At 44.5% G+C, this 25,968-nt stretch carries 24 protein-coding genes; 20 read left to right on the plus strand and 4 right to left on the minus strand.

Annotated elements, in window-relative coordinates; translation table 11 throughout:
• The first annotated feature begins 57 nt into the window (after window positions 1-57).
• The 13 genes from rfbA (at window position 58) to ACQUQM_RS22245 (ending at window position 12,668) form a co-directional block, all read left to right on the plus strand.
• The gene (gene rfbA, locus ACQUQM_RS22185) at window positions 58-933 is read left to right on the plus strand and encodes a glucose-1-phosphate thymidylyltransferase RfbA (RefSeq protein ID WP_432472044.1); all 876 of its coding nucleotides are present in this window, start codon (window positions 58-60) and stop codon (window positions 931-933) included.
• On the plus strand, window positions 930-1,307 hold the full coding sequence (locus tag ACQUQM_RS22190) for a dTDP-4-dehydrorhamnose 3,5-epimerase family protein (protein WP_432472045.1): 378 nt from the start codon (window positions 930-932) through the stop codon (window positions 1,305-1,307). The genes rfbA and ACQUQM_RS22190 overlap by 4 nt, the downstream gene beginning before the upstream one ends.
• Window positions 1,308-1,410: 103 nt before the next feature.
• Window positions 1,411-2,697 (plus strand): flippase, encoded by a 1,287-nt coding sequence (locus tag ACQUQM_RS22195; RefSeq protein WP_432472046.1) that lies wholly within the window; start codon window positions 1,411-1,413, stop codon window positions 2,695-2,697.
• A 61-nt stretch (window positions 2,698-2,758) separates the two neighbouring features.
• The gene (locus ACQUQM_RS22200; RefSeq protein WP_432472047.1) at window positions 2,759-3,412 is read left to right on the plus strand and encodes a sulfotransferase family 2 domain-containing protein; all 654 of its coding nucleotides are present in this window, start codon (window positions 2,759-2,761) and stop codon (window positions 3,410-3,412) included.
• A 121-nt stretch (window positions 3,413-3,533) separates the two neighbouring features.
• Window positions 3,534-4,484: a glycosyltransferase family 2 protein gene (locus ACQUQM_RS22205; protein WP_432472048.1), complete on the plus strand. Its 951-nt coding sequence runs from the start codon at window positions 3,534-3,536 to the stop codon at window positions 4,482-4,484.
• Between the two features lie 21 nt (window positions 4,485-4,505).
• Window positions 4,506-5,405: a glycosyltransferase gene (locus ACQUQM_RS22210; RefSeq protein ID WP_432472049.1), complete on the plus strand. Its 900-nt coding sequence runs from the start codon at window positions 4,506-4,508 to the stop codon at window positions 5,403-5,405.
• A gap of 75 nt (window positions 5,406-5,480) precedes the next feature.
• Window positions 5,481-6,548, plus strand: coding sequence for a hypothetical protein (locus ACQUQM_RS22215; RefSeq protein WP_432472050.1), 1,068 nt, complete (start codon window positions 5,481-5,483; stop codon window positions 6,546-6,548).
• On the plus strand, window positions 6,541-7,368 hold the full coding sequence (locus ACQUQM_RS22220; RefSeq protein WP_432472051.1) for a sulfotransferase family protein: 828 nt from the start codon (window positions 6,541-6,543) through the stop codon (window positions 7,366-7,368). The genes ACQUQM_RS22215 and ACQUQM_RS22220 overlap by 8 nt, the downstream gene beginning before the upstream one ends.
• A 160-nt stretch (window positions 7,369-7,528) precedes the next feature.
• A complete protein-coding gene (locus ACQUQM_RS22225) occupies window positions 7,529-8,416 on the plus strand; it encodes a glycosyltransferase (RefSeq protein ID WP_432472052.1) in 888 nt (295 codons plus the stop codon).
• A 4-nt stretch (window positions 8,417-8,420) separates the two neighbouring features.
• Window positions 8,421-9,197, plus strand: coding sequence for a glycosyltransferase family 2 protein (locus ACQUQM_RS22230; RefSeq protein ID WP_432472053.1), 777 nt, complete (start codon window positions 8,421-8,423; stop codon window positions 9,195-9,197).
• Between the two features lie 10 nt (window positions 9,198-9,207).
• Complete coding sequence (locus tag ACQUQM_RS22235) at window positions 9,208-10,149, plus strand: NAD-dependent epimerase/dehydratase family protein (RefSeq protein ID WP_432472054.1); 942 nt, start codon at window positions 9,208-9,210, stop codon at window positions 10,147-10,149.
• Between the two features lie 6 nt (window positions 10,150-10,155).
• On the plus strand, window positions 10,156-10,701 hold the full coding sequence (locus ACQUQM_RS22240; protein ID WP_432474868.1) for a sugar transferase: 546 nt from the start codon (window positions 10,156-10,158) through the stop codon (window positions 10,699-10,701).
• Between the two features lie 38 nt (window positions 10,702-10,739).
• Window positions 10,740-12,668 carry a polysaccharide biosynthesis protein gene (locus tag ACQUQM_RS22245; RefSeq protein ID WP_432472055.1) on the plus strand — a complete coding sequence of 643 codons (1,929 nt, stop codon included), beginning with the start codon at window positions 10,740-10,742 and terminating at the stop codon, window positions 12,666-12,668.
• A gap of 94 nt (window positions 12,669-12,762) precedes the next feature.
• Here the strand turns inward: ACQUQM_RS22245 and cysN are convergent, their stop codons facing one another.
• Together cysN and cysD are read right to left on the minus strand one after the other, a co-directional pair.
• Window positions 12,763-14,664, minus strand: a complete 1,902-nt coding sequence (cysN, locus tag ACQUQM_RS22250; RefSeq protein ID WP_432472056.1) for a sulfate adenylyltransferase subunit CysN — start codon at window positions 14,662-14,664, stop codon at window positions 12,763-12,765.
• Entirely contained in the window at window positions 14,664-15,668 is a 1,005-nt protein-coding gene (cysD, locus tag ACQUQM_RS22255; protein ID WP_432474869.1) for a sulfate adenylyltransferase subunit CysD, read from the minus strand. The genes cysN and cysD overlap by 1 nt, the downstream gene beginning before the upstream one ends.
• 1,007 nt (window positions 15,669-16,675) lie before the next feature.
• Between cysD and ACQUQM_RS22260 the strand changes: the two genes are divergently transcribed.
• From ACQUQM_RS22260 to ACQUQM_RS22280, 5 genes are all read left to right on the plus strand, one after another.
• Window positions 16,676-18,442: an SLC13 family permease gene (locus tag ACQUQM_RS22260; RefSeq protein WP_432472057.1), complete on the plus strand. Its 1,767-nt coding sequence runs from the start codon at window positions 16,676-16,678 to the stop codon at window positions 18,440-18,442.
• A gap of 37 nt (window positions 18,443-18,479) precedes the next feature.
• Window positions 18,480-19,274 carry a 3'(2'),5'-bisphosphate nucleotidase CysQ gene (gene cysQ, locus ACQUQM_RS22265; protein ID WP_432472058.1) on the plus strand — a complete coding sequence of 265 codons (795 nt, stop codon included), beginning with the start codon at window positions 18,480-18,482 and terminating at the stop codon, window positions 19,272-19,274.
• A gap of 529 nt (window positions 19,275-19,803) precedes the next feature.
• Entirely contained in the window at window positions 19,804-21,183 is a 1,380-nt protein-coding gene (locus tag ACQUQM_RS22270) for a glutamine synthetase family protein (RefSeq protein WP_432472059.1), read from the plus strand.
• Window positions 21,184-21,282: 99 nt separating this feature from the next.
• Complete coding sequence (locus ACQUQM_RS22275) at window positions 21,283-22,446, plus strand: iron-containing alcohol dehydrogenase (RefSeq protein ID WP_432472060.1); 1,164 nt, start codon at window positions 21,283-21,285, stop codon at window positions 22,444-22,446.
• 1,240 nt (window positions 22,447-23,686) lie between these two features.
• Window positions 23,687-24,028 (plus strand): hypothetical protein, encoded by a 342-nt coding sequence (locus tag ACQUQM_RS22280; protein ID WP_432472061.1) that lies wholly within the window; start codon window positions 23,687-23,689, stop codon window positions 24,026-24,028.
• Between the two features lie 58 nt (window positions 24,029-24,086).
• On the opposite strand, the gene ACQUQM_RS22285 is transcribed toward ACQUQM_RS22280, so the two are convergent.
• The gene (locus tag ACQUQM_RS22285) at window positions 24,087-24,491 is read right to left on the minus strand and encodes a hypothetical protein (protein WP_432472062.1); all 405 of its coding nucleotides are present in this window, start codon (window positions 24,489-24,491) and stop codon (window positions 24,087-24,089) included.
• A 272-nt stretch (window positions 24,492-24,763) separates the two neighbouring features.
• Complete coding sequence (locus ACQUQM_RS22290; protein WP_432472063.1) at window positions 24,764-24,907, minus strand: hypothetical protein; 144 nt, start codon at window positions 24,905-24,907, stop codon at window positions 24,764-24,766.
• A 154-nt stretch (window positions 24,908-25,061) separates the two neighbouring features.
• Between ACQUQM_RS22290 and ACQUQM_RS22295 the strand changes: the two genes are divergently transcribed.
• Window positions 25,062-25,370, plus strand: coding sequence for a hypothetical protein (locus tag ACQUQM_RS22295; protein ID WP_432472064.1), 309 nt, complete (start codon window positions 25,062-25,064; stop codon window positions 25,368-25,370).
• 55 nt (window positions 25,371-25,425) lie between these two features.
• A complete protein-coding gene (locus tag ACQUQM_RS22300) occupies window positions 25,426-25,878 on the plus strand; it encodes a hypothetical protein (RefSeq protein WP_432472065.1) in 453 nt (150 codons plus the stop codon).
• Window positions 25,879-25,968: the final 90 nt, after the last annotated feature.

The raw sequence follows: 25,968 nt of genomic DNA on the forward strand, positions 1-25,968 counted from the left end.
CTTACATTGGCAGAATATCTGCATTGTTAAGGCGATTTTTGGGAAAAAGGAGAGCAAATGAAAGGCATAATACTGGCAGGCGGATCCGGTACCCGTCTTTATCCAATTACTCGGGGTATTTCTAAACAATTACTCCCGGTGTACGACAAGCCGATGATCTATTACCCGCTTTCAGTCCTGATGTTGGCCGGAATCCAGGATATCCTTGTTATAACAACTCCAGAAGATCAGGTTGGCTTCAAGCGACTTCTGGATGACGGTAGCCAGTGGGGGGTTAACCTTAGTTACGCTGTACAACCAAGTCCTGACGGCTTGGCCCAGGCCTTTATTATTGGTGAGCAATTCATCGGTGATGACAACGTTTGTCTGGTACTGGGTGATAATATTTACTATGGCCAGGGGCTAAGTAACGTATTGCAAACCGCTGCAAGTCGTGGCAAAGGGGCCACTGTATTTGGCTATCAGGTATCTGATCCGGAGCGCTTTGGTGTGGTTGAGTTTGATGACAACCAGCGAGCAGTCTCCATAGAGGAAAAACCCACTATCCCGAAATCTGACTACGCAGTTACCGGGCTATATTTTTATGATAACGACGTGGTTGAAATTGCTAAGTCCGTAACTCCATCGGCTCGTGGCGAGCTGGAGATAACCTCCGTTAATCAGGCATATCTTGAACGGGGCGAGTTAAATGTAGAATTGTTGGGCCGGGGCTTTGCCTGGCTGGATACAGGAACTTTCGACTCCCTCCAGGAAGCCGCGGGATTCATTGAAACACTGGAAAAACGTCAAGGGCTGATGATAGCCTGCCTCGAAGAGGTAGCTTATCGTATGGGCTATATTGGCGAGGATCAGCTTCTGGCGGAAGCAGAAAAACTAGCAAAGAACACATATGGCACCTATTTGAAAAAACTGATCAGCCGACCTAATAAGTGAACAGATATGAAAATCAGATCAAACAACGCCAGGGTAAACTTGTGAGAGTGACAAGCGGTGAAGTGTTAGATGTAGCTGTAGACCTTCGTGAAAATTCACCTACTTTCGGTCAATGGCTAGGGGAGTACCTATCAGAAGATAACAAACGGATGCTCTGGATACCGCCTGGGTTTGCCCATGGTTTTTTGGTAACCAGTGAGGTCGCTGATTTTCAGTACAAATGTACAGATGTTTATGCGCCAGAACATGAAGGAGTAATTTATTGGGCTGACGAAACTCTAGATATTAAGTGCCTCTTTAATAGGGATATAAAACCTGTAATTTCTGAAAAAGACCGAAAAGGATTGTCGTTACATAACGCTGAATTTTACTAAGCTGCTAGGTGTTTTATATAGGTGTTTTATATAGGTGTTTTATATAGATGATTCACTTAATATGTGTTGTTAATAATTTATTTATAATAAGGCTAAGAATTAATTGAACTTGATTAGCAAGAAGCAACTTGTTAAGAGCTTTGTGGGTGTTGGCGTCATGAAGCTTATTTCCATACCTATAAGTTTACTGAGTAGTATTATACTGGCGAGATCTCTCGGTCCTGAAGTTTTTGGGCAGTATTCTTTTGTCATGGCATTGATAGCTCTCATAGCTCTCCCAGTTCATGGGGGGATGCCACAATTGGTGACGAGGGAAGTATCACGCTTTGCTAGTTATAAAGTTTGGCCCAATTATAAAGGTTTAATTAAAGCCTCATATGCTTGGGTGCTTGGGATGTCAGTACTCATTATCGTACTATATTGTCTAAGTTATTCCGTTGGACTTATTTCTGATGAAGGCAAGTGGTCGATGCTATTAGTAGCAATATTTATTATCCCTTTAACAGGATTGTCAAGTATATGTAACGGGGTTGTGAAAGGATTAGGGTTGCCTGTTTATTCTGAAATTCCAGGTCAACTTATACAACCTATATTACTATTAATGTTTGTCGCTGTTATGGCATTATTTAAGTCCGTAAATGGGATGGTTGCTATATGGATTCAGCTAATCTCTTCAATGATTGTTTTTTTTGTTGCTTGCTACATATTCAATCAATTTCAGCCAGTTAAGCTTTCAGGTGTTAAAACAGAGTATTGCTTGTCAGAATGGGGAAAGGCCTTATTACCTTTTTCAGTTTTAGCATTGGTAAGTACACTTAACGTGCAAATAGCTGTTGTTATTCTTGGCCTGGTAGGGACTGATGGTCAGGTTGCTACAATGCGTATAGCTGAGCGTGGAAGCCAATTTGTTGTTCTTTCGCTGACATTAGTAAACCTGATTATAGCTCCTCATATAGTTCGAGCCTATCATGAAGGTAATCGGAGTAAATTGCAGAAGCTGGCTAAACAATGTGCTAGAGGGAGCGTTATTATTTCTTTGCCGATTGCAATAGTGCTCATCTGTTGGGGGGAAGTACTGATTTCTATTACATTTGGGAATGAGTATGTCAGTAGTTCTTACACGCCCTTAGTTATTCTTGTATTAGCCCAACTATTTAACGTCTTTATTGGGTCTGTTGGACACTTGTTATCAATGAGTGGTTTTGAAAGAGATACGCTTGTTGGACATGGCTTTGGGTTAGTTATAAATGCTTCGTTATGCTTGATTTTGTCACCTCAATATGGGGCTGTTGGTGCTGCTATCGGTGTTGCATTAGGTATTGTGATATGGAATTTGATTTTGTCATATATGGTGGTTAGGAGGCTTGGAGTTAAGCCAACGGCATTGTAGTATTATTTGTTTTTGTGTTGTTAAAGTAAAATGGGTTTTGTTAATAGTTTAGGAGTGTTTGATGCCTATTTTTTCTAAAGGTAATAAACGTTTGTTTTTAATTCATATACCAAAATCTGCTGGATCAAGTGTTGAAAAAGTGGCAAAAAGGTATGGTTGGCAAGAAAGTTTTTCGGAAAGAGGAAAATCGTTAGGTGATTTGCAGTATTACCGGTCTACGCCTCAACACCTTCACGCTAGTGTGCTGGAGAAAATTTTTGATTTTGAAAAATTTAATGCGGTTATAATGGTCGTTAGGAATCCATATGTGAGATTTAAATCTGAATATTATTGGCAAGTTCGTCAAGGAATAACTAGGTTGATGCCTTCGGTGTGGATAGAGGATACGCTTTGTAAATATTCTGATAATAAATATATATATGATAATCATATTCGACCGCAAAGCGAATTTCTTTTAAGTTTTGAAGATCTTCAGGTTTTTAAGTTGGAGGATGACGGTGTGAGAAAGGCCGAGGAGGTTTTTTTGAATTTGTCACCAGCTGGTTTGTCAGTAGAAGGGATAGTGCAGAACTTTAAAAGAAATTTTCTTGGCGAAACTCGGGAAAAAGTTTCTATTAAAGACGAGGGTGTTGAGGCTGAATTTTATTCATGTCGTAGTGTGATCTATGATTTCTACAAAAAAGATTATGAGTTATTCTCTTATGATAAGCTATAAGCTATAAGCTATAAGCTATAAGCTATAAGCTATAAGCTATAAGCTATAAGCTATAAGCTATAAGCTATAAGCTATAAGCTATAAGCTAAAAGATATTTATATATGGTTTGTAGGAGGCTAAATGAGAATATCTATTGCTATGGCAACCTATAACGGTGCCAAGTTTCTGGAAGAACAGCTCAATAGCTTTCTTGACCAGACGAGGCTGCCGGACGAGTTGATAATTACTGACGACTGTTCATCGGACGAAACGGAAGAGATCATAGTTTCTTTTACTCAGACTGCTCCGTTTAAAGTGATTTTCTCTCGAAATAATAAAAATCTCGGGTACTGCGCTAATTTCAATGCAGCCCTAATGAAAACGACAGGTGATTTGGTTTTTCTGAGTGATCAAGATGATGTTTGGTTTCCAGAAAAGATTGAACATATGATTGCTGTTGTCGAGAAACACCCAGAAGCATTAGTTGTAATGAATGATGCAGCGCTTACTGATGAAGGGCTTAACGAAGTAGGCGTGACCAAGTTAGGTCAGATCAAGTCTATGGGATTATCGGTGGATAGTTTTATAATGGGATGTTGTTGCGCTGCAAGGCGTGAGCTTCTTGACTTATGTTTGCCAATTAGTGAAGACTATAATTCTCATGATAGATGGATAGTAAAGTTTGCTGACGGATTGAATGCAAAAATTGTTGATAGAAGGGTTTTGCAATATTATCGCCGTCATGAAAATAATGAATCTCAATTTATTGCTAATCGCACCAGTAAAGTGACTAAATGGCATCGATATATTCAGGTTATGGTTAAATCTTATAAATCAGATGTTGCTGTTTATGATGGAAAGCTTGAGCAACAGGTTTTATTATTAAAAGGTATAAATCGTGCTGCTGAGAATAATGATAAATATAGATCTGAGTTTGCAATTATGAGACAAGATGCTGAGAAGATTGTTTTTCGGCTGAAAATAAGGAAAAACAATTTTGCGAAACGTGTTTTAGCTGCTTTTTCACATTTTGTTTTTGGGGGAGATAAAGATTACAGAATAAGATCCTTGGTTATGGATATTTTGGGTTGAGTTTTAGGTTTAAGGTTTTTTATGAATTGTGATATAAATATTTCTGTAATAGTGCCTGTTCATAATAACAATAAAGGGTTGGACCGCTGCCTGTTGGCGCTGTCGCGTCAAACTATAAATTCAAGCGAATTTGAGGTGATTATTGTAGATAATGACTCAGCTGATGACCCAGTTAATATCACTAAGAAGTATGATGTTAAATTACTTAGAGAGTATCAGTACTTAAATAGTCCTTACTCCGCTCGAAATCGTGGTTTTGAAATAGCAAAAGGCGATATTCTGATTATGTTGGATACAACGTGCGCTCCCTGTCCAACCTGGCTTGAGGAAGGAGTTAAGTGTATCAACTCTGGTGCAGATCTGGTTGGTGGTAATGTTGTTTTTGACGTTTCGGATAAAAGTAGTTTAGGTGAGCTTTACGACTCTATCACCAATATTCGTATGAAAGATTCAGTTATTAATCGTAACGTGGCAAAAACAACAAACCTTTTCGTTAAGAGGGATGTGATTGACAGTATTGGGAATTTCCCTGAAGGGTTGAGATCCGGTGGAGATGTTAGCTGGACAAAAAATGCCACTAGTAGTGGCTATAGCCTGGTGTATTCAGATTTAACTAAAGTTAGTATGACTCCTCGTCCTTTGATTCCTCTAATTTATAAACAGTTTCGAGTTTCGAAAGGGCAGGTTGATATTTGGATTAACCATGGTGGTTTTTTCAAAAGTTTTTCGACAAAAGCTCTCTTGTGCTTTATTCCACCTAACCCATATAAACTACGTCAACTCTCTATAGAAGCTAATAATGATTTTGCCCTGAAAAGATTAGCCGGTTTGTTTTGGGTTGGCTACTTACTACGAATTGTAACTGGTTTAGGAGTTTTTTTTGGTGTTTTTGGGATGTTATATAAGAAGATAAAAGGTTAGTCTGTTGGTAAAGTTTATATCTGATTTCCTTGTTAGATATAATATGAGAATTAAATTTATGTCGGGAATGGTGAATTGAAAGAAGAGTTGTTATCTATAATTATTAAGATTTCTGATCAGCAAATTGAAAAAGCTGTAATGTTATCTGAAAATATGGCTTTTATGCCTCCGGGGCATAACGGGCCTTACTTTGATATCGAAACTCCAATACGCTCTACATCACACTGGCTTGTAACCTACTCAGTCTTATATTCTATAACTAACGAAAGCAGATACAGGGTTTTGGCTATTCTTCTTGCTAACTTTCTTGTTGATGCTCCTGGGTATGTTAGAAGTGGAGTATTTATACACCGTCAGAAAAAAAGCAAAGATTGGTGCAATGGCGTGATTGGGCAGGCATGGGTAATAGAAGCGCTTGTGACTGCTGGAAAAACTTTAGAAAGACCAGATCTATTACAAAAAGCTAAAGAAGCGGCATTATCTTTTCGATTTGATAGGTCGAGTAGGGCATGGAAGAAGAAGGATCCATGTACATCCAGATGGAGTGTGGATTATACCTTAAACCACCAGTTGTGGTTTGCTGCAGCTATATCAGAAATCGGTGACCCAGAGTTAAGACAGTCAGTTGAGGCTTTTATGGATGGTCTCAGTGAAGGGGCGTTGCGTGTCCATAATAATGGTCTAATATCACACTTAATGTATAAGCGAACAGCACATGGCATATGGGTTCAGGTGCGGTATGCTATTGCGGGTATACGTAATAAAAATAAAATACGTGAGAAAGAATATGGTTACCATCTCTATAACCTGCACCCGCTAGCGCGATTATTCAAGATTATGCCTGATCATCCATTGTTCTCAAGCGAAATGTTGAAAAGTTCGATTGCATTAGTAAGTACTCCTGAGTTTCTTGAGCAACTTTCACAAAGTGCATACGCATACCCATATAATGCCCCTGCTTTTGAACTGCCCCTTTTGGCTGATACTTTTGGCGTTAAGCTTTCTAATGATGTTGCCATTAAGCAGATTAATGAGCATTTAATCGAATCTAGTAGTGTCACAGGATTTATCAATAATTGCCCTGATTCAGTTACGCTAAACGCGCGGATCTATGAGTATTTAATAAGAGGCTATGATGTTTAAAGAAATTTCAAGATTGTGGCGCTTCATATTTCTTTACCTTAATGGAATCGTTTTCTATTCAAGGACTGCCCAAGAATCATATGAAAGGCATGAAAATGTAAAGCGACTGGTTATTGTTGGTCTTCCCCGAAGTGGTACTAGTGCTTTTATAAGGCTTGTTAATAATATAAATGGTGTCTTAGTCCTATATGAATCAAGTTTCTCACCCGTGTTTGTCCGTTGTAGGCGGGTAATGGTCAATTATTACTATGAAGTTGCTAAACAAATAAAGTTTTTATCAAATGATAATTCAATTCCACTAACGTCACTCTATAATTATAGTTTTTTTGGAGATAAAATAATTTTTGATTCTTCAAGATATGTTAATCAACAGCTTACTAAAGGAATAAAGGCTGCTGATTTAGATAGAGTGATTTTTTTAGTGAGAGATCCGCGTTCAGTATACACTTCTTATTTGAAGTGGGTTAAAGATAGAAACACTGCTTACGTAAATACCTCTCCTGTTAAATCTAAAGATGTTGAACGCTTCTGTGCTAAGTGGAATAAATATATTGAATATTTTGATAAGTACTACTCTAATGATAATGTGCTTGTTGTTAAATATGAGGATGTGGTTACAGATGAGATGGTTGTTCGAGGTGAGATTCTAAAGTTTCTAGGCTTGTCGCAGAGTGATTTTATTAGTTCAGATGCCTTAATGAAGACCGACTCTCTCACTAAATGGCAGGAATTACTTTCAATAGACGAGAAAGATATGATCATTGCTTGTTGTGGAAAAAATATGCGTAAGTTAGGTTATCATGCTGATGTTAATAGCTGATTGTGTAGGGTTTTTTTCCGTTAATTTGTTTGTGTTGGGTCTGGGGGTTAATTAGTCGCGAATGCTTTATATAAAGTGTTTAAGATCGATTGACATTGAATTATACGATCTATGAATTTTATAGGGTACTGCTTGCTTCAAATGCAAGGGTGGACTAGTAATGAAATTTGATGTTTGCAAGCCAGTTGTTTCTGTTATTATTCCTATTTTTGATCAGTGGGATTTGGTTAGTGGCCTTTTTGATGCTCTTTCAAATCAAACTTTAGCAAATGAAAAATGGGAAGTTATTCTTGTTGATAACGGATCAGATTATATTCCAGATATAGAAGAACTTGATTACAAGATCAGTTTGTTCTGTTGTGAAAAACCAGGGTCTTATTCAGCCAGGAATTTTGGTGTCAATGAATCTCAAGGGGAATTGCTAGTATTTACTGATGCTGACTGTGTTCCAGAGCCGTCTTGGTTGGAAAGTATTTATTTTAAATATCTTGAATGTGAAGGCAAATTTCTCATGGCTGGTGATGTTATTGTTGATAAAGTTTCCAATACTACGCCTAATATTGTTGAACTTTTTGATATGCTTACCGGTTTGCCACAATCAAGATATGTTGATAAGGGCTATGCTGTTACTGCAAATCTATCAATTCCTAGGAAGGTATATGACAGTGTTGGTGGCTTCGATGAAACACGATTTTCTGGAGGAGATGCAGTTTTTTGTCGGGAAGCTACATCTAAACCTGGTGTCGAGTTGCACTTTCTTTCAGAAGCCGTTGTCCACCACCCAGCAAGAACCCGTTGGTCTGAAATTGCGACAAAAGTTCGTAGAGTTAAAGGTGGTCAGATTCGATCTGGTAGCATAAAGCGACGGTTGAAGTTCCTTATCATTACTGTTGTTCCTCCTTTTTGGAAAATTTATAGAATTGTTATCTCAGATAGGGTTTCATTAGCTCAGAAGCTTAAAATCTGTTGCTTTCAGCTTCTATTGTGGTTTTTCGAGTTGTATGAAACTGCTTTACTTTTATTAGGAAAGTCACCAGAAAGGCGTTGACAGAATGTTCGACTTAGAAGTTTCAGTTATAATGCCATCATATAATTCTGCAGATCATATATCAGCGTCTATTAGCTCAGTTCTACAACAGACTTTTACAGACTGGGAGCTACTTATTATTGATGACTGTTCTTCAGATAATACGGCTGAAGTTGTAAAGGGTTTTCTGCAGAATTCTAGAATTAAGCTTATTCAACTGGAAAAAAATGAGGGCGCTGCTATAGCAAGAAATGTTGGTATAGAAAGGTCTCAGGGAAGATATATTGCTTTTCTTGATAGTGATGATATTTGGCTTCCTTATAAGCTTGAAACTCAATTGTCATTTATGAAAAAAAACAATGTCTATTTTAGTTACGCAGCATATAAAAAAATTGATGAAGAAGGTTCCTTTCTTGGACATGTAAGGGTTCCTGATAGGGTTAACTATAATTCACTATTAAAGTCATGTGTGATTGGTTGTCTTACTGTCGTTTATGATACTGATTTTTTTGGGAAGATTTATATGCCAAAAATCAGAAAAAGACAGGACTTTGGTTTATGGCTAAAGATGTTAAAAAGAGTTGATTTTGCATATGGAATTAGTGAGCCTCTTGCTCTATATAGGGTGAGGGTCGGTTCAATATCTCATAATAAAATTATTGCGGCTGGTTATACTTGGCGTCTTTACCGTGAGGTTGAACAATTAAGTTTAATTAAAAGTATTTATTTCTTTTCACATTACTTTGTCAAAGGAGTTGTTCGTTTGAATTTTCCTCGTCTGGCACACAAACTAAATTGGTAGCAATTGTTTTATGAATGTATTAATTACAGGGGCAACTGGTTTTGTTGGGAGTCGTTTGTTTGAGCGTACTCAGGCTATGCATAAGTTTCAGGTTTTTGGTACAAGCCGTAAGGCGTGCGAGAAAAACAATATATTCAATGTTGGTATGTTAAATTCAGAAACAGATTGGAGCTCAGTTTTACGAGGCGTTGATGTTGTAGTGCACACGGCAGCGATGATAGATGCTACGAAATACAATGATTTTTATTCTGAAAGTGAGCTTAGACAGGTTAATGTTGGCGGTACCATGCATTTGGCTAATGAAGCTGCAGCTGCAGGAGTTAAGCGTTTTGTCTTTATCAGTACTATTAAAGTAAATGGCGAAAGCACCGAGCCAGACTTGCCATTTTCACCTCTTGATTTACCTTCACCGGAGGATTGGTACGGTGTTTCGAAAATGGAAGCCGAACAGGGACTAAGGTCTATATCTGATATTTCCGGTATTGAGGTTGTGATTATCCGGCCTCCTTTGGTTTATGGTCCAGGTGTAAAGGGAGGATTTCAAAGCTTGATGAAGTTAGCAAATACAAGTTACCCCTTGCCTCTAGGAGGGATAAATAATAGCCGCTCCTTTGTCTCCCTGGATAATTTGGTTGACCTTATAATCACTTGTTTAGATCATTCTAAAGCAGCTGGAGAGATGTTTCTGATATGCGATGGTAAAGATCTATCAACATCTGAACTGTTGGATAAACTAAGAACTGTGGTTGGCAAGCCCGCTAATCTTTTTTGGTTTCCTGCGGTTCTGCTTAAGATGGTGAGTATCCTTCTCGGTAAACGCTTTGTATATGATAAATTGTTCAGCTCGCTACAAGTTGATGATAGCTATACACGGAGAACACTTGATTGGCACCCACCACTAACTTTAGATGAGGGCCTAAGTGTTTGTTCTCGAAGTACAAAAGAGTCTTGATTTATGATGCGTGTTTTCGATTTACTCCTCGCTTTTTTTGGTCTTATGATTCTTTGGCCATTATTGATCGTGATTGTTGTTATTGGCTTATTCGACACTGGTTCACCGATTTTTTTGCAAGAGCGGGTTGGACGTTCTAAACGGCCCTTTACCCTTATCAAGTTTCGCACTATGTCCGTTGAAACTAAGTCAGTTGCTACCCATCTGGCCAGTGCCTCCTCCATCACTAAGTTTGGCAACTTTCTTCGCAAAACTAAGATTGACGAGTTACCACAGCTTATCAATGTGCTGAAGGGAGATATGAGTCTGGTTGGCCCGAGGCCTTGCCTGTTTAATCAGGAAGAACTGATCACTGAGAGAGACAGTCGCGATGTCTTTGATGTATTGCCGGGTGTTACAGGTTTAGCTCAGATCAACGAAATTGATATGTCGACCCCCGCGTTACTGGCGGAATGGGATCAAAAGATGGTTCAGTCAATGTCGGTTAAATCCTATTTCCGCTATATTATTGCTACAGGTCTTGGTAAAGGCTCTGGTGATCGGATTCGCTGACAGCGTCTCTTTATGTTTCAAGAATAAGGATTTCCTCGTTGTTTCAGTCGCTAGTTAATTCATCTCGAAAATCTAAAAAAGCTGTTTTTCTTGCTTTTGATGCACTGGCTTTACCTTTTTGCTGCTGGCTTAGCTTTGCACTTCGTTACGGTGATTGGACTGCTAAAGACTTTGCTCACTGGCCTGCCTATTTGATTGCTCCGGTGATCGCTATCCCCATATTTATCAAACTTGGATTGTATAGGGCAATAATTCGGTACATTGGGCACCGTGCCCTGTGGACAGTTGTAAAAGCCGTGTCCCTTTCATTGCTTATATGGGCTGTGTGTACTTACCTGCTTGGTCTTGAGCAAAGTACTCCTCGTTCAGTGATTTTCATCTTCTGGTTTATTGCTGTTTTTGTTATTGGTAGTAGCAGGATGATTGCCCGTTGGATCATTTTGTATCAATTCCCAGGCGGAACGAATAAAGCTAAGTGTCATTCAGACAGGGTGATTGTCTATGGTGCAGGTACTGCGGGGCGGCAGATAGCGACAGCCTTATCTCATTCTAAGGAATTCAGCGCTATTGCTTATGTTGATGACGATGAACAGTTAGAGGGTTTAGATGTAAATGGGATTCGGATTTTCAGGTCATCAGAGATACGCAATCTGATTGAGCGGTTTGATGTTGAGTCCGTACTGCTTGCCTTGCCGTCTGCCTCCAGGCAACGTCGAAAGAGCATAGTTGATTCTTTGAGTCATATGCGAGTGAGAGTCCTTACGTTGCCAGTTCTTTCCGACATCGCAGGTGGAAAAATAAGCGTTAATGACGTGCGGGAGGTTGATATTGCGGATCTGCTCGGTCGGGAAGAGGTGCAGCCGGATCAGAAATTGCTGGATGCGTGTATTGCGAATCAACATGTAATGGTTACTGGTGCTGGTGGCTCTATTGGCTCAGAGCTTTGTCGGCAAATTTTAAAGCAGAAGCCGCTTACCGTGGTTCTGTATGAGCAGTCTGAGTTTGCACTTTATACTATCGAAAGAGAACTTAATCAGCTTGAGTTGCTGGGCATTACTGTTATACCCATCCTCGGTAGTGTTCTTGATTATGCTCATCTGGCTAAAGTTATGGCTCATTATCAGATAGATACTGTGTATCATGCTGCCGCTTATAAGCATGTGCCACTGGTTGAGAGTAATGTGATAGCCGGTGTACGGAATAATCTGTTTGGAACCTGGAATACTGCTGAGGCTTCTATAGCCTGCGGTGTTAAGAACTTTGTACTTATCTCTACTGATAAGGCGGTACGCCCAACTAACGTGATGGGGGCTAGCAAGCGCTTTGCTGAATTGGTGCTGCAGGGATTAAGCCAAAGAGAGAGTGGTATTAATGGTATTCGCTTTGCCATGGTCCGGTTTGGAAATGTGCTTGGCTCTTCCGGGTCGGTAATACCTCTATTCCGGCAACAAATACAGGCCGGTGGGCCTGTGACCGTAACTCACCGTGAGATGACGCGTTACTTTATGACAATCCCTGAAGCTGCATCTTTGGTTATACAGGCGGGTTCTATGGGTGCGTCCGGCGATGTGTTTGTTCTGAATATGGGAGAGCCGGTTAAGATTCAGAGTCTGGCTAAGAAAATGGTCAACCTGACTGGGCTTTCTGTGCGGGATGCGCAGTATCCTGACGGTGATATTGAGATTATATATTCTGGCCTGCGGGATGGTGAAAAGCTCTATGAGGAGCTTCTTATAGGCGATGATGTACAAGAAACGGATCATCCAATGGTCATGCGTGCCGAAGAGGTTATGTTGTTGTGGTGTGAGCTGGAGCCCACTCTGCAACAGATGTCTGCTGCATTAGATCGCTATGACTATGAGCGGGTGCGCTCTTTGCTACTGAATACAGTTAATGGCTATAATCCACAGCATGAAATTCGCGATTTGATTTACTCACAGGAAAAGAATGGAGTAATACCTCTTTGAGGTTTCTGTTACTTGTTTAACTTGTCGAATAAGTTCTTCTATGAGAAATGCCGACGGTTGATGTGGATAAGACCGTCGGCATCTTTCTTTAGCCTTAGATTTTTCCAGCCTCTATCAGATACTGAATAATCTGATCAGCAGCTTCTTCTGCTGTTATCTCAGCTGTTTTTATAACGCTTTCCGGATTCTCCGGTGCTTCATAAGGTGAGTCTATGCCGGTGAAGTTCTTCAGTTCGCCGCGACGTGCCTTACGATAGAGTCCTTTAACATCTCTCTCTTCGGCGATCTCTAGTGGCGTATCAACATGTACTTCGATGAATTCGCCATCGTCAACCAGCTCCCGTGCCATATTCCGTTCTGAACGGAATGGTGAGATAAAAGCGGTAATAACGATCAGACCTGCATCGACCATCAGTTTTGCGACTTCGGCTATACGGCGGATATTTTCCACCCGGTCGGCATCGGTGAAGCCCAGGTCTTTGTTAAGTCCATGGCGCACGTTATCACCGTCGAGCAGATAGGTGTGACGTCCCATTGCATGGAGCTTGGTTTCTACCAGGTTGGCAATGGTAGATTTACCTGCTCCGGACAGGCCTGTCAGCCAGACTACGCAAGGCTTCTGATGCTTTGTTTCGGCCCGCAACGATTTATTGATATCGGTATGCTGTACGGTGATGTTATGGCTGCGACGCAGGGCAAAATTGATCAGGCCGGCGCCAACGGTGTTGTTGGTCATCCGGTCGATCAGGATGAAGCTGCCGGTGTCCCGGTTTTCCGTGTAAGCATCGAATGGAATTGCCTTATCCAGGCTGATATTGCACTCACCTATACCGTTCAGCTCAAGCTTCTTGGCGGCCAGGTGTTCCATTGTATTTACGTTGGTCTGGTATTTTATGTCGGTAATGGTAGCCGATACAGTCTGGGTACCGATCTGCATCAGGTAAGTACGACCAGGCAGTAGCGGCTCTTCATGCATCCAGATTATCGTCGTTTCAAACTGCTGGGCAATAGAAGCAGGTTCTGCCGCTGAACTGATAGTATCGCCGCGGGATATGTCTATCTCTTCGGTCAGCGTAATAGTCACCGACTGCCCGGCAACGGCTTGTTCCAGTTCGCCATTGTAGGTAACGATTTTATCGACTGTAGTCTCTTTTCCGGATGGCAGGGTGCGGATCTTATCGCCTGGCTTAATGCTGCCGCTGGCGATTTGGCCGGCAAAGCCCCGGAAGTCGAGATCGGGCCGGTTCACCCATTGCACCGGCATACGAAACGGCTTGCTCTGCATGCGCTGATCATCGACTTCAATAGTCTCAAGATAACCCATCAGCGTGGTGCCATGGTACCAGGGGGTGTTCTGGCTGGGCTCGGTAATATTGTCACCGGCAAGCGCAGAAAGAGGTATGAATGTGATCTGTTCGATGCCGATCTGTTTGGCGAATTCTCGGTAGTCTTCGCAGATCTGATTAAAGCGCTGTTCGGAATATTCAACCAGATCCATCTTGTTGATGGCCACAATAATATGCTGAATGCCGATCAAAGATACAAGGTAACTATGCCGGCGAGTCTGGGTGAGGATACCTCTACGGGCGTCGACCATCAGAATAGCAGCATCAGCTGTCGAAGCACCTGTCACCATGTTGCGGGTGTATTGTTCGTGGCCCGGCGTGTCGGCAACGATATATTTTCGATTATCGGTTGAGAAGAACCGGTAGGCGACGTCGATGGTTATGCCCTGTTCCCGTTCAGCTGCAAGGCCATCGACTAACAGTGCAAAGTCTATCTCTTGCCCCTGGGTGCCGAATTTCTTTGATTCAGCTTCAACTGCACTGAGCTGGTCTTCAAACAGCATCTTTGACTCGTACAGTAGTCGCCCGATCAGGGTGCTTTTACCATCATCGACACTGCCGCAGGTAATAAAACGTAGTAAGCTCTTGTGCTGATGGTTATTCAGGTATTGCTCAATATCTTCTGATATCAGATCCGATACGTGTGCCATTAGAAGTATCCCTCCTGCTTCTTCTTTTCCATCGATGCCGCTGAATCGTGATCGATGACTCGTCCTTGTCGTTCAGATGTTTTAGTCAACAGCATCTCCTGGATGATGCTGGGTAGCGTATCAGCTTCAGATTCCACCGCTCCGGTGAGTGGATAGCAGCCTAACGTTCTGAAACGCACACTTTTCATGATCGGGACCTCACCTTCATTCAGCGGCATCCGCTCATCATCGACCATGATCAGTGCACCATCACGCTCGACCACAGGGCGTTCTGCTGCGTAGTACAACGGAACAATCGGAATCTGCTCCAGATGGATGTATTGCCAGATATCCAGTTCAGTCCAGTTGGATAGCGGGAATACGCGGATCGATTCACCTTTCTGTTTTCTGGCGTTGTAATGCTTCCATAGCTCAGGGCGCTGGTTTTTCGGATCCCAGCGATGATCGCTGGTACGGAATGAAAATACCCGCTCTTTAGCCCGGGATTTCTCCTCATCGCGACGGGCGCCACCGAATGCGACGTCAAAGCCGTATTGGTCCAGTGCCTGTTTTAGCCCTTCAGTCTTCATGATATCGGTATGCAGAGCTGAACCATGGGTAAATGGGTTGATGTTTTTCTCGATGCCTTCAGGGTTCATGTGGCTGATCAGCTCCATGCCCAGCTCTTTGACCAGTTGATCGCGGAAGCTGTACATCTCGCGAAACTTCCAGCCGGTATCGACATGCAGTAACGGGAAGGGAGGTTTACCAGGAAAGAAGGCTTTCATCGCCAGATGCAGCATTACAGCGCTGTCTTTGCCTATAGAATAAAGCATGACCGGGTTATCGGCGTGAGCGATAACCTCTCGCATGATCTGAATGCTTTCTGCTTCGAGTCGTTCTAAGTGTGTAAGTGCCATTGTGTTCCTCACATATGACTGATCGGCTGTTGCTTGTTGCTGCGATCGGTTGCTTTGTATAGGTCTGGCAATAGTGGGGTCTTCCCCATGCTTGCTCTCATCCATGAAAGTATGTAACAAAAAGGCTGGTTGATTGTTGAGCCAGTTTGTAATCCGGGGGTATTTGTCCAAAGGGTAGCTCTTAAAGAAAAACTGTGTTTTATCCGGGAACTGTTGGCTCAGACGGTCAAGGAATTCAACGATTAGATCCTGTAAAGGTATCGTGTCAGACGCGAGCCAGTAGATTTTTTTACGCAGGTCCCGAGCGTAAATTATATACAGCGGCCGGTTATTAGTATCGGTCTTGTCGGATAAATTTCGCTGCGGAGAGTGGATGCCGCCAATGAGGATTCTTTGCTTTGGCTTTCCTTTAAGAGCACGTGCTGCGGGAAAGTGTTCTTCATGCCAGGATTTTGTCAGGGCTGTCGCCATTTTTGGCGGTCTTGGCAGAAAATCCCATTGTTGTAGTAACCGGGAAATGTTCTTTTCAGAATAAATGCAGTGGTAATTATGCTCAAAGAGCTGCTTAGCAGATGCGATTGTCCAGAGCGGTTGCGGTAGAGAATTTGAGAGTGGAACCTTTTCTAGGAGGGAGCGGACGGCTGTTTGTGGATCTATATCCTGCTGCAAACTGCCTTCGGGCCGACCTCTTTTTTCTGTGCTGACACCATTCCAGCCATATTTTATAAAGTTCTGATAGGCGGAAATTATCGTCGGAACACTAAGGCCTGTCTTCTCATGAATCTGGCTCAGGGAAAATTTTCTAAGACGTAGCTCAACTGCCTTTTTTCGCAGTTGATTGAGCTGTTCTTGTGTCATTCCATTGCTCTTCATAGCAAATTGAAGGTCTTTTGGAATAGATTTGAAAGATTGAACATCTGAACTATACTTCCTTATAATTTAATTTTATATCAACTAGTTATGCCTTCTTTTAAAACAAAATTGGCGCAACGTTCCCTGTCGATAATTGATATCTTACGATTATGAAGGTAGGATCTCAACCCTGGGTGTTAAATATTTTTTGTCCCAATATTTGCAGAAAAGGATTTCTGAGGCCTTATGAGTACTGTTATATGGAACTAACCGCCTATCTTACATTGGCGATAACGGCTTCGGTGCTGTTGTTGCTCATCTTTACTAATATCGCTTCCGACCTGGTGCTGATGCTGGCACTGGTTATTCTGGTCGTGTCCGATATATTAGCTCCGGCCGAAGCGTTAGCTGGTTTTTCAAACCCTGGTGTGATGACTATCGCAGCCTTATATGTGGTTGCGGCAGGCTTAAAAGAAACCGGGGCTGTGCAATGGCTTGCTAATTTCCTTTTGGGTTATCCACAGTCAGGCAGGGCAGCGCTGTTCAGGTTGTTTTTACCCAGTTCATCGCTCAGCGCCTTTATGAATAACACCGCCGTGGTAGCAATGTTTATTCCAGCGATCCAGGGCTGGGCGGTGCGTTTGAATATATCGCCCTCAAGGCTACTGCTGCCGCTGAGCTATGCCGCTATTCTTGGCGGTACCTGTACCTTAATCGGTACCAGTACAAATCTGGTAATTGATGGTTTATTGCGTAGCGAAAAAGCAGTTTCACTGGGTATGTTTGAGCTGGCCTGGGTTGGCGTGCCTGTATTGCTGGTGGGTGGCTGCTTCGTCATTTTGTTTGGCCATAAACTGTTACCTGACAGAGTCGGAATTGTCGATCAGTTGGAAAGGGTGCGGGAGTATACCGTTGAACTTATCGTTGAATCGGATGGCCCTGTGTCGGGCAGAAGCGTTGCTGAAGCGGGTTTGAGGCACTTGCAACATGGCTATCTGGTGGATGTTCAGCGTAACGGTAAGCTGCTGGCGGCGGTGCCGCCAGAGACTCAACTGTATGCCGCTGATGTGTTGGTATTTGTTGGATCACCGGAGTGTGCTCATGAATTAAGGAGCTTTCGCGGGCTGACGATGGTTAACGGTGATGCTGAAAAGTTGGATGTGGCGCTACGACATCGGTGCCTGGTTGAGGCGCTTATCGGTCCGGAGTTTTCGGGCCTGAATCGAACTGTAAAAGACGCCCGGTTCAGGAGTCGTTTTCAGGCGGCAATTTTGTCGGTCAGTCGTGAGGGGCGAAGGTTAGACGGTAAGATTGGTGATATCCGGCTGCAGGTGGGTGATACCCTGTTATTGGAAGCCAGCAGAGACTTTGTTAGTCAGTATCGGTCGCGCAGAGATTTTCTGCTGGTAAGTATGGTTAATGATCAGAGTCCGCCTGATTTCGACCGGGCGCCTTATGCCCTGGCTATTTTGATGTTGATGGTATGTGTTAGCGCTACAGGTCTGTTATCTATTCTTGAGGCGGCATTTCTGGCGGCTGGCGGGATGTTACTAACAGGCTGCTTGTCTGCTGCAAATGCCCGCCGTAGTGTAGATCTGACAGTATTGGTGGTGATCGCGGCGTCGTTCTCTATTGGTATGGCGATGGATAAAACCGGTGCGGCACAACATATTGCTGGTTTGCTGTTGTTTAGTGATCAGCTGAGTCCGTTGATGGCGTTGGTGCTGATCTATGTTATGACAGTGGTGTTTACCGAAGCGATTACAAATAATGCCGCAGCGGTGCTGATGTTCCCTATCGCAGTTGCAGTGGCGGAGCAGATGCAGGTAAATTTTATGCCGTTTGTGATCGCGGTAATGTTTGCTGCTTCGGCCAGTTTTATAACTCCGCTTGGCTATCAGACGAATCTGATGGTGATGGGGCCGGGGGGCTATAGAGTATCGGATTATCTTCGACTGGGCCTGCCATTGAGTATGGTGGTTGCTGTGACAAGTATCCCCTTGATACCAATGATATGGGTCTTTTAAAATTGTTTATGATTAAAGTAAAAGCAGGGATGGTGGGATGATTGATAACAATGAGGTAATCGATCTGGCTAAGTTGGCCGGCGATCGGATAATGGATATATACCAGCGGGATTTTGAGGTCTCTGATAAAGCAGATCAAAGCCCTTTGACGGAAGCTGATCTGGCGTCTCATCATTGCATTGTCGATGGTCTTAAGGCGTTGACGCCGGATATTCCTGTATTGTCGGAAGAGTCGGACGAGCAGGTGATGCAGGATCGGATCAACTGGTCCTGCTACTGGCTTATCGATCCTCTAGATGGAACTAAAGAATTCATTAAGCGTAATGGCGAGTTTACCGTCAATATTGCATTGATTGAGAATGGCAAAGCGGTGTTCGGTGTTGTGCATGCGCCGGCTTTGCAGATCACCTACTGGGGTGGTGCAGATATCGGAGCATTCAAGCAGGAAAGTCGTGGCAACGTAAAACAGATAAAAGCTGCAGAAATACCATCGGAGAACAATAACTGGCGGGTAGTGGGCAGTCGCTCCCATCAATCAGACGATTTCAGAGAGTTTATGACCCGGCTGCCCGGTGCCGATATTGTCGCTATGGGCAGCTCTCTCAAGCTTTGTCTGGTTGCCGATGGTAATGCGCACCTCTATCCGAGGCTGGGTCTGACCAGTGAATGGGATACGGCCGCCGCGCAGGCCGTTGTTGAGGCTGCGGGAGGGCAAGTGTTGCAGTATCCGGAATTAACCCCGCTGCTTTATAACAGTCGTGAAGATACGTTGCTTAACCCCTACTTTATTGTTTGTAAGCAGGTTGTGCCGCAATGGGCTGATGAGTGCTGAAAAACATCTTTAACAAACGCTATAAATGCCTGAGGTAATCCTTGGGCATTTTTTTATCTATAGAACCTGTGATCTGTGGAATGCTCTCTAATTTCCTGTAGTGTCGCTCAATCGCTGATGGATTGATCCCTGTGCCTGCTGCTATGTACGGTATTTCAATTCAATTGCAGGAGCCCTTCTCAGCCATCATTCGTGCCCGTACTTATACAACTTCCTTTGCCCTGATTGCTCAGCATGAAAATACTCTGACTCTTTTTTCGCTGTAACCGACTGTGTTTGCTAGCCTTTATTAAGGGGTTAGGATCAAGTTTCGCTATATATTCGTGACCTATCTCTTATCTGGACAATCGATGGCTTTTGGTCGGAATGTAACAGTAACGACTGTTTGAAAGTTGATCGGGGCAGAGAAGGTTTTCAGATTTACGAGTGAATGTCCGTTTTTGCCTTGAAGGTTCATAGCTAAGCCAGAATCTGATTTACGCTCGCTTTTGTGAATTGATAAAGTATAAACACAAAAAGGCACTGACCGATGATGAAGCCAGGAGATGTGAAAACGATTGCTGACGCTAAGCAGATCATTACCGAGCGAGGTTTGTCCCACGTAAAGGTGGGCTTGTTCGATAACGACGGCATTATGCGTGGCAAGTATATGAACAAAGGGAAGTTCTTCTCTTCTTTAGATAGTGGCTTTGCATTCTGTGATGTAGTTTTGGGTTGGGATTCTCAGGATCAGTTGTATGAGGATGCGGGTATTAAGTATACCGGTTGGCACACCGGTTTTCCGGACGCGCCGGTGAAGGTTATACCCGATAGTTGCCGGGATATTTCCTTTGAACCGGGAATGCTGTTGTTCCTGTGTCAGTTTGACGGCAATGCTGCCGAAATCTGTCCGCGCAATACGCTGGGTCGGATTCTGAAAAAGGCGGATGCTATGGGGCTTGAGGCCTACGCTGCGTTTGAGTATGAGTTCTTTATGTTTAATGAGACTCCGCATTCTGCCCGGAATAAGAGCTATCGTAATCTTGAGCCAATTACACCGGGTGCATTTGGCTACTCTATTCTGCGCAATTCGGTGCAGTCTGATCTGCATAAAGAGCTGCTGGAACTGGGTGAACGGATGGACTTTCCAATTGAATCTTTGCATACCGAAACCGGGCCCGGTGTATTAGAAGCAGCTCTGGCTGTGGACTGCGCCCGGGCGGCTGCTGATAAGGCCGCTCTGTTCAAAACATTCACTAAAGTCTGGGCTCAGCGCAGGGACATGATGGCTACATTCATGGCTAAGTGGTCAAACGACTGCGCCGGCCAATCTGGGCATATTCATATCTCATTGCGCCACAATGATGGCACAGGCTCGGCCTTTTACGATCCGGATCAGCCGATGAATATGAGCCGCTTACAAAGACATTTCATCGCAGGTCAGCAGAAGTTGATGCCGGAGTTAATGGTGATGATGGCGCAGACGGTCAATGCCTATTCTCGACTTGTGCCAGGCTTCTGGGCTCCAGTCGATGCAACCTGGGGCTGTGAAAACCGTACCACAGCGCTGCGGGTTATCCCTGGCACAGACAAGTCACAACGGGTGGAGTTTCGCCTGGGTTCCGCGGATGCCAATCCCTATATAGCGCTGGCTGCATCTCTTGGAGCTGGATTGTACGGTATTGAACATAAGCTTGAGCCGGATCCAATGGTGATTGGCAATGCCTATGAGCAGGAACATCCGTCACACCAGGCGCTGCCGCAAAACATAATGGATGCTGCAGCCGCGCTACGTGATTCTGTAGTAGCGCGTCAGTTATTCGGTGATGAATTCGTGGCACATTATGCCGCCTCCCGTGAATGGGAGGGGCGAGAATTTCGCAAGCATATTACCGATTGGGAGCTGGAGCGTTACTTCGAAATTATATAGAGCGATAAGCCCACGGCTGGACTATCTTAAAATCGCTATGCGGATCTGTTTCCCGGACCCGATTCCGATATTTTAAGGCCGAACAGTAAGGAGTCATTTATGAGCCAGTTACAAGCCAACTGGAGTTACCCCAGCAGCATTCGTACTGGTGCCGGACGCCTGAAAGAACTGCCGCAAGTGTGTCTGCAACTGGGGATGCAGGCACCATTACTGGTTACTGATCCCGGGCTGGTGGGGCGGTCAATGGTTCAGGATGCTCTGGAACTGTGTCGTGGAGCGGGGCTGCAGGTAGAGCTGTTCAGCGATGTTCAGGGTAACCCTACGCTAAAAAATGTCGAAGATGGGGTGTTTACCTACAGGGCTGGTAAGCATGATGGCGTGATCGCATTTGGCGGTGGGTCGGCTCTCGATGCCGCCAAAGCGGTAGCATTAATGTCCGGGCAGGACTGCTCGCTGTGGAATTTTGAAGATGTCGGAGGTAGTGGGAAGCGAATTGAGGGAACAGAAGTAGCGCCAATTGTGGCATTGCCCACTACAGCCGGAACCGGCTCTGAAGTGAGTCGGGCTGCGGTGATAACCGATAAGATCAAACATAGAAAAAGGATTATCTTTCATCCGGATATGCTGCCAGCCGTTGTCATCCTTGATCCGAAACTGACTATAGGCCTGCCGTCAGATATCACGGCTGCCACCGGGATGGATGCACTGTCACACAACCTGGAAGCGTTTTGCTCGCCGTTATACCATCCTATAGCGGATGGTATTGCTGTCGAGGGAATCCGATTAGTAAAAGACTACCTGGGGCGGGCTGTTGAGGACGGTAATGATCTGGAGGCGCGTACCCAGATGCTGGTGGCTTCCAGCATGGGGGCCACGGCTTTTCAAAAGGGGTTGGGCGGTACGCACGCGCTCGCACATCCATTGGGGGGGCTATATAACGCCCACCATGGCCTGTTAAACGCTATTCTGATGCCTTATGTGTTGCAAGCCAATCGACAAGCGATTGAAGGACGGATCGAGCGTCTTGCCCGTTACCTGAATCTACCCAATCCCGGCTTCGATAGTTTTCTTCGCTGGGTAGTGGAGTTGCGTGATGAGTTAGGTATTCCGCATAGCCTGGCATCTATTGATATAGACGATAGCGCTGCTGAAAAAATCGGTAAGATGGCGGCGATGGACCTTTCGGCTGGCAGTAATCCGATTTTATTTGATGCTCAGGAATATGCCACGATCTTCAAAGATGCAGTTCGCGGACGGCTTTAATTCTATAGGGCAGTAACTAAATCTTCATACTGCACGTACTACCTGCCCGGCTCCTATAAAGAGTGAGTCGGATACTATTACAGATACAGGAATAGGGGGATGGTGCCTCTTGCAGGACTTGAACCTGCGACCGATCGATTATGAGTCACAGGAACACTCAGGATATGGTCTTTTAAGTCCAAGAACTCTAAGTGATTTTTCTGTGTGCAATAGAGTCAATGCTAGTTTCCGAACCTATCCCGAACAGGTTTTTACCGCCCCCTTATCTGTCCTCTCGTAAGTGGAAGAATTATAACAAGTTTCCAAGACCGAACTCCGAACAGAATCCGAAGATCGGTAGTTATTGAGCGATTCTACAACCAAAGGAAAAAGCGTAAGCTAACTCAAACCGCTCTTAACTGACTGTCCGTGAAAACGGGGTAAAACCAATCCTAACCGTTATCGGTACCTTCGATCTAGGTAAGCGTGTTTGGGATATGTGTAAGGGCTCTACTGCAAGGTTGCGTGATAGATCAGAGTAAATAATAGCCAACAATCTAAAGGGCAATGCAAAAAAGAAATTGCTTAAATTAATGAGTTTTTTTTTGGGCATAACCGTTGCGTCCAAACTAAGGTAAATAGCATATTTGGGTGGAAGGAAATTCGAAGCATGCGATATATGCTACTGCTCGGGCTGTTTTGGGGGCTGGTTGGATGTCTGGGGGATACGCGACAACACGCTCCCCCGCAGGACTACAGTTTTTATTACAATGCAGTTGACTGTTATTCGCCAGGTGTCTCTGACGTTACGCGCTGTGAAAAGGACGCGAAGCGAAACCAGCGGCGCAAACGTGCCGCGAATATCGACATAGCCCAGGGGATCGCTCGGCAATATCCAGGGTTTAGCGAGACCTTTGTGCTGCCCGGTGTGCCAGTGAACCAGCGCGGGGATATCATACCTTACAGTGCCTTTACCTTGGTTAATATCATCCGGAGCACCCCGGATATTCTGGTGTTTGGGCATGCCAGTTATTTTTATGATCTGACCGTGCGCGACCCTGGACTTGATAAAAACAGAGTCGTCACAGGATTGCGTTTGTCCCGAGTGGTCGAATGTGGTGGGCTAGGACCCCAACAGCGATGGGGGTCATACTCCTTTTATAGGGTAACGCTAGTTACCTGCGACACTCTAACTCTGCAGAAACCATAGGCCAGGATGTTTAGGTCATGGCGTGTTTGGGAGAGGGAGAGGGAGAGGGAGATGAAAATCATCATTATGGCAATCATAGGTTTGCTGTTATCAGCCTGTGACACCGAGCCTCCAGTGGCGGGGAGTATGTCGGTCACGACCGTTTGTAGCACTGCCGGATACCTTATACGTCAGCGTTTAGGAAGGGAGTTTAAGACCGTAAACGAGCCGTGCCGGGTGAGTAGTCTAGGGGGCGAACGGGTAGAGATTGAATCCGGATATGTGTCGCCCATCGGCCAGACACGATTGCGTTATACTGCAATCGGAGTGGTGTACGGCAACACGTTGCGTTTAGATGAAATAAGGGTGCATGGCGTGGATGCGGCGTTTATCCCGTTCCAAAATTTTCCGTGAAATTCGGGTCGGCTAGTTGGACAATGGAAAGCGCTGTAGGACGATCAATCGGAAACTACTAATACTCAGCTAACTTTTCACAGATACCGAATACCATATCAGCACTGCTAACAGTAATATCATCAATTGATGTGGTAATGCCTATATTCGCAAATGATAAAGTCTTTTTGTTAAGCGAAAAGCGGCCGCGATCATCATTGCACTCAACTAGGTCTTTGTTAACTTGGACAGCAGAACAAAAGCGCAGCCAGGTACCATTGATACGGCTAATAGCGAACTCATTCTCTCTAATGTGTTTAAACATAAAGCTATGAAGTTCAACAGCATGATCTTCTAACTTAAGCCACGTAGCATCATCTCCAAAGTTGGCGTATTCGACTTTATCTCTTGGTGTACATATATAAGTCTCAGCTAGTGCTGTAGACGACATAGCCAGTAGAGCTATTGTTAGGTAGTGTTGCATCGTGTTTGGATCCTTTAAGCACGTTTCCTCCCTAATTAAATCACTGCCTCAAGAAATACTCCATATGAGCTTATATAGGAGTTATCCATAATGGGCAGAATGGTTCGATCTGCCGTTAAAGCCTTTGGATTGGATGTAGATGGAGCATAGTGTTGTAAATCAGGGATGGAAGATGACGGAAACTGCAGCAGGGAATGACATATAGGACAGCTGAGTAGCGCAACCCGGCACGGTCGTAAAGTTTTTAGAAAGGGGCGTTGCACCCCTTTCTCTTAACCTTTGCTTTTCTGATTGGGGTTCAACTGCTTTCCGCGGTTACCCTGATTCTGTGCATTCTGCCGGTTAGTGCCCGATGTCCCTTTATTGGCATTTTGCTGGTTGGCAGAGTTGTTGGCCGGTGTAATCTTCTTGCCCATAGTCTTAACCCTCTACGCTTGCCCCTTCACCTGAAGTTTAGCTCTTCTGGAGCGGGCATTTGTGCTTGCCCCTGAAGCCCCCAACTATCCGTGAAATTTTTGCATTCCGACGGCAGTGTGCGCGTCAGGCGCTATAGTTTGGCTGATACCCTGATTGTTTTGTGAGGTAGCAATGAAAACGTTTACCCTTTGGCTGGGCCTGCTCGCGGCGTCCGTCGGCAGCGCTGCGCCACCAGCCGCTGCACCGGATGTGGCCGTGATCAGCTGCACCCACCTAACCAATACTACCCATCTGACGGTCACCGCATGGTCGACCTCCGCCGTGCTGGATCCGGACATTTTTGCGACCGGAGAGTGTGCCGTGATACTGGCCAACCTGATGGCAATTGACTACGACCTGCAACTGTCGTCCGGTAACGGCAGCGGCAATACTGTGTACACCCTGACAATTGAGGGCAAGTGAGATGCTGTGAAAAGTTTGAGGGGCAGTAAACCAACTGAAACTAAGAGGAGAGGGTATGAAACAGCTAATCCACCCCCTGTTGTTTTCGGCGCTGTTGTATACGGGTGCCGCCCTGGCAGGTGACTGGCAATGGATTTCGCTCGATCTTGCCGCGAACGAAAACCGTCTCACTCCTCGGCCTGCTGAGGTGGTTAGTCAGGGCGCCAGCACCACCATTGTCCTAACCAACGAGTCGCCAACCCAGCCCACCATATTCACCTGTGAGGCTGGCGATGCTGCGCTCACCTGTACTAGCAATGCAGGAGGCCAGTACGCCGGCTACACCCGCAAAGGTCGGTCTATCTGCTCCCGCAGGGAACCTCGACCAGAAAAAGAGCCGCCGAAGGAAACAGACTCCAGAGTTAGAAATCCATTTGCTGGGATCGGCCGCTGTGTAGAATGGGCTGAGCCGATACGGTCGTTTATCGTTCTTTACCGAGACAACACAATGATTCTGCTGCAGGACTAAACGTTTCCGTGGCGACGGGCGTTATTCTGAACTTTCCGTGAAGCTGACCCCTGGACGTGACGGCGTGCCCTTCCATCTATAGTTAGGGTA

The organism is Amphritea sp. HPY (assembly GCF_050870985.1).
GTDB lineage: Bacteria > Pseudomonadota > Gammaproteobacteria > Pseudomonadales > Balneatricaceae > Amphritea.

Bases quoted from the DNA above. Each gene is read 5' to 3' on its own strand.
- ACQUQM_RS22280 (WP_432472061.1), top strand. From the start codon at position 23,687: ATGAAAATCATCATTATGGCAATCATAGGTTTGCTGTTATCAGCCTGT.
- ACQUQM_RS22285 (WP_432472062.1), bottom strand. From the start codon at position 24,491: ATGCAACACTACCTAACAATAGCTCTACTGGCTATGTCGTCTACAGCA.
- ACQUQM_RS22235 (WP_432472054.1), top strand. From the start codon at position 9,208: ATGAATGTATTAATTACAGGGGCAACTGGTTTTGTTGGGAGTCGTTTG.
- ACQUQM_RS22230 (WP_432472053.1), top strand. From the start codon at position 8,421: ATGTTCGACTTAGAAGTTTCAGTTATAATGCCATCATATAATTCTGCA.
- ACQUQM_RS22260 (WP_432472057.1), top strand. From the start codon at position 16,676: ATGGAACTAACCGCCTATCTTACATTGGCGATAACGGCTTCGGTGCTG.
- cysN (WP_432472056.1), bottom strand. From the start codon at position 14,664: ATGGCACACGTATCGGATCTGATATCAGAAGATATTGAGCAATACCTG.
- rfbA (WP_432472044.1), top strand. From the start codon at position 58: ATGAAAGGCATAATACTGGCAGGCGGATCCGGTACCCGTCTTTATCCA.
- ACQUQM_RS22200 (WP_432472047.1), top strand. From the start codon at position 2,759: ATGCCTATTTTTTCTAAAGGTAATAAACGTTTGTTTTTAATTCATATA.
- ACQUQM_RS22240 (WP_432474868.1), top strand. From the start codon at position 10,156: ATGCGTGTTTTCGATTTACTCCTCGCTTTTTTTGGTCTTATGATTCTT.
- cysD (WP_432474869.1), bottom strand. From the start codon at position 15,668: ATGGATGAGAGCAAGCATGGGGAAGACCCCACTATTGCCAGACCTATA.
- ACQUQM_RS22275 (WP_432472060.1), top strand. From the start codon at position 21,283: ATGAGCCAGTTACAAGCCAACTGGAGTTACCCCAGCAGCATTCGTACT.
- ACQUQM_RS22220 (WP_432472051.1), top strand. From the start codon at position 6,541: ATGTTTAAAGAAATTTCAAGATTGTGGCGCTTCATATTTCTTTACCTT.
- ACQUQM_RS22300 (WP_432472065.1), top strand. From the start codon at position 25,426: ATGAAACAGCTAATCCACCCCCTGTTGTTTTCGGCGCTGTTGTATACG.
- ACQUQM_RS22205 (WP_432472048.1), top strand. From the start codon at position 3,534: ATGAGAATATCTATTGCTATGGCAACCTATAACGGTGCCAAGTTTCTG.
- ACQUQM_RS22225 (WP_432472052.1), top strand. From the start codon at position 7,529: ATGAAATTTGATGTTTGCAAGCCAGTTGTTTCTGTTATTATTCCTATT.
- ACQUQM_RS22290 (WP_432472063.1), bottom strand. From the start codon at position 24,907: ATGGGCAAGAAGATTACACCGGCCAACAACTCTGCCAACCAGCAAAAT.
- cysQ (WP_432472058.1), top strand. From the start codon at position 18,480: ATGATTGATAACAATGAGGTAATCGATCTGGCTAAGTTGGCCGGCGAT.
- ACQUQM_RS22210 (WP_432472049.1), top strand. From the start codon at position 4,506: ATGAATTGTGATATAAATATTTCTGTAATAGTGCCTGTTCATAATAAC.
- ACQUQM_RS22270 (WP_432472059.1), top strand. From the start codon at position 19,804: ATGATGAAGCCAGGAGATGTGAAAACGATTGCTGACGCTAAGCAGATC.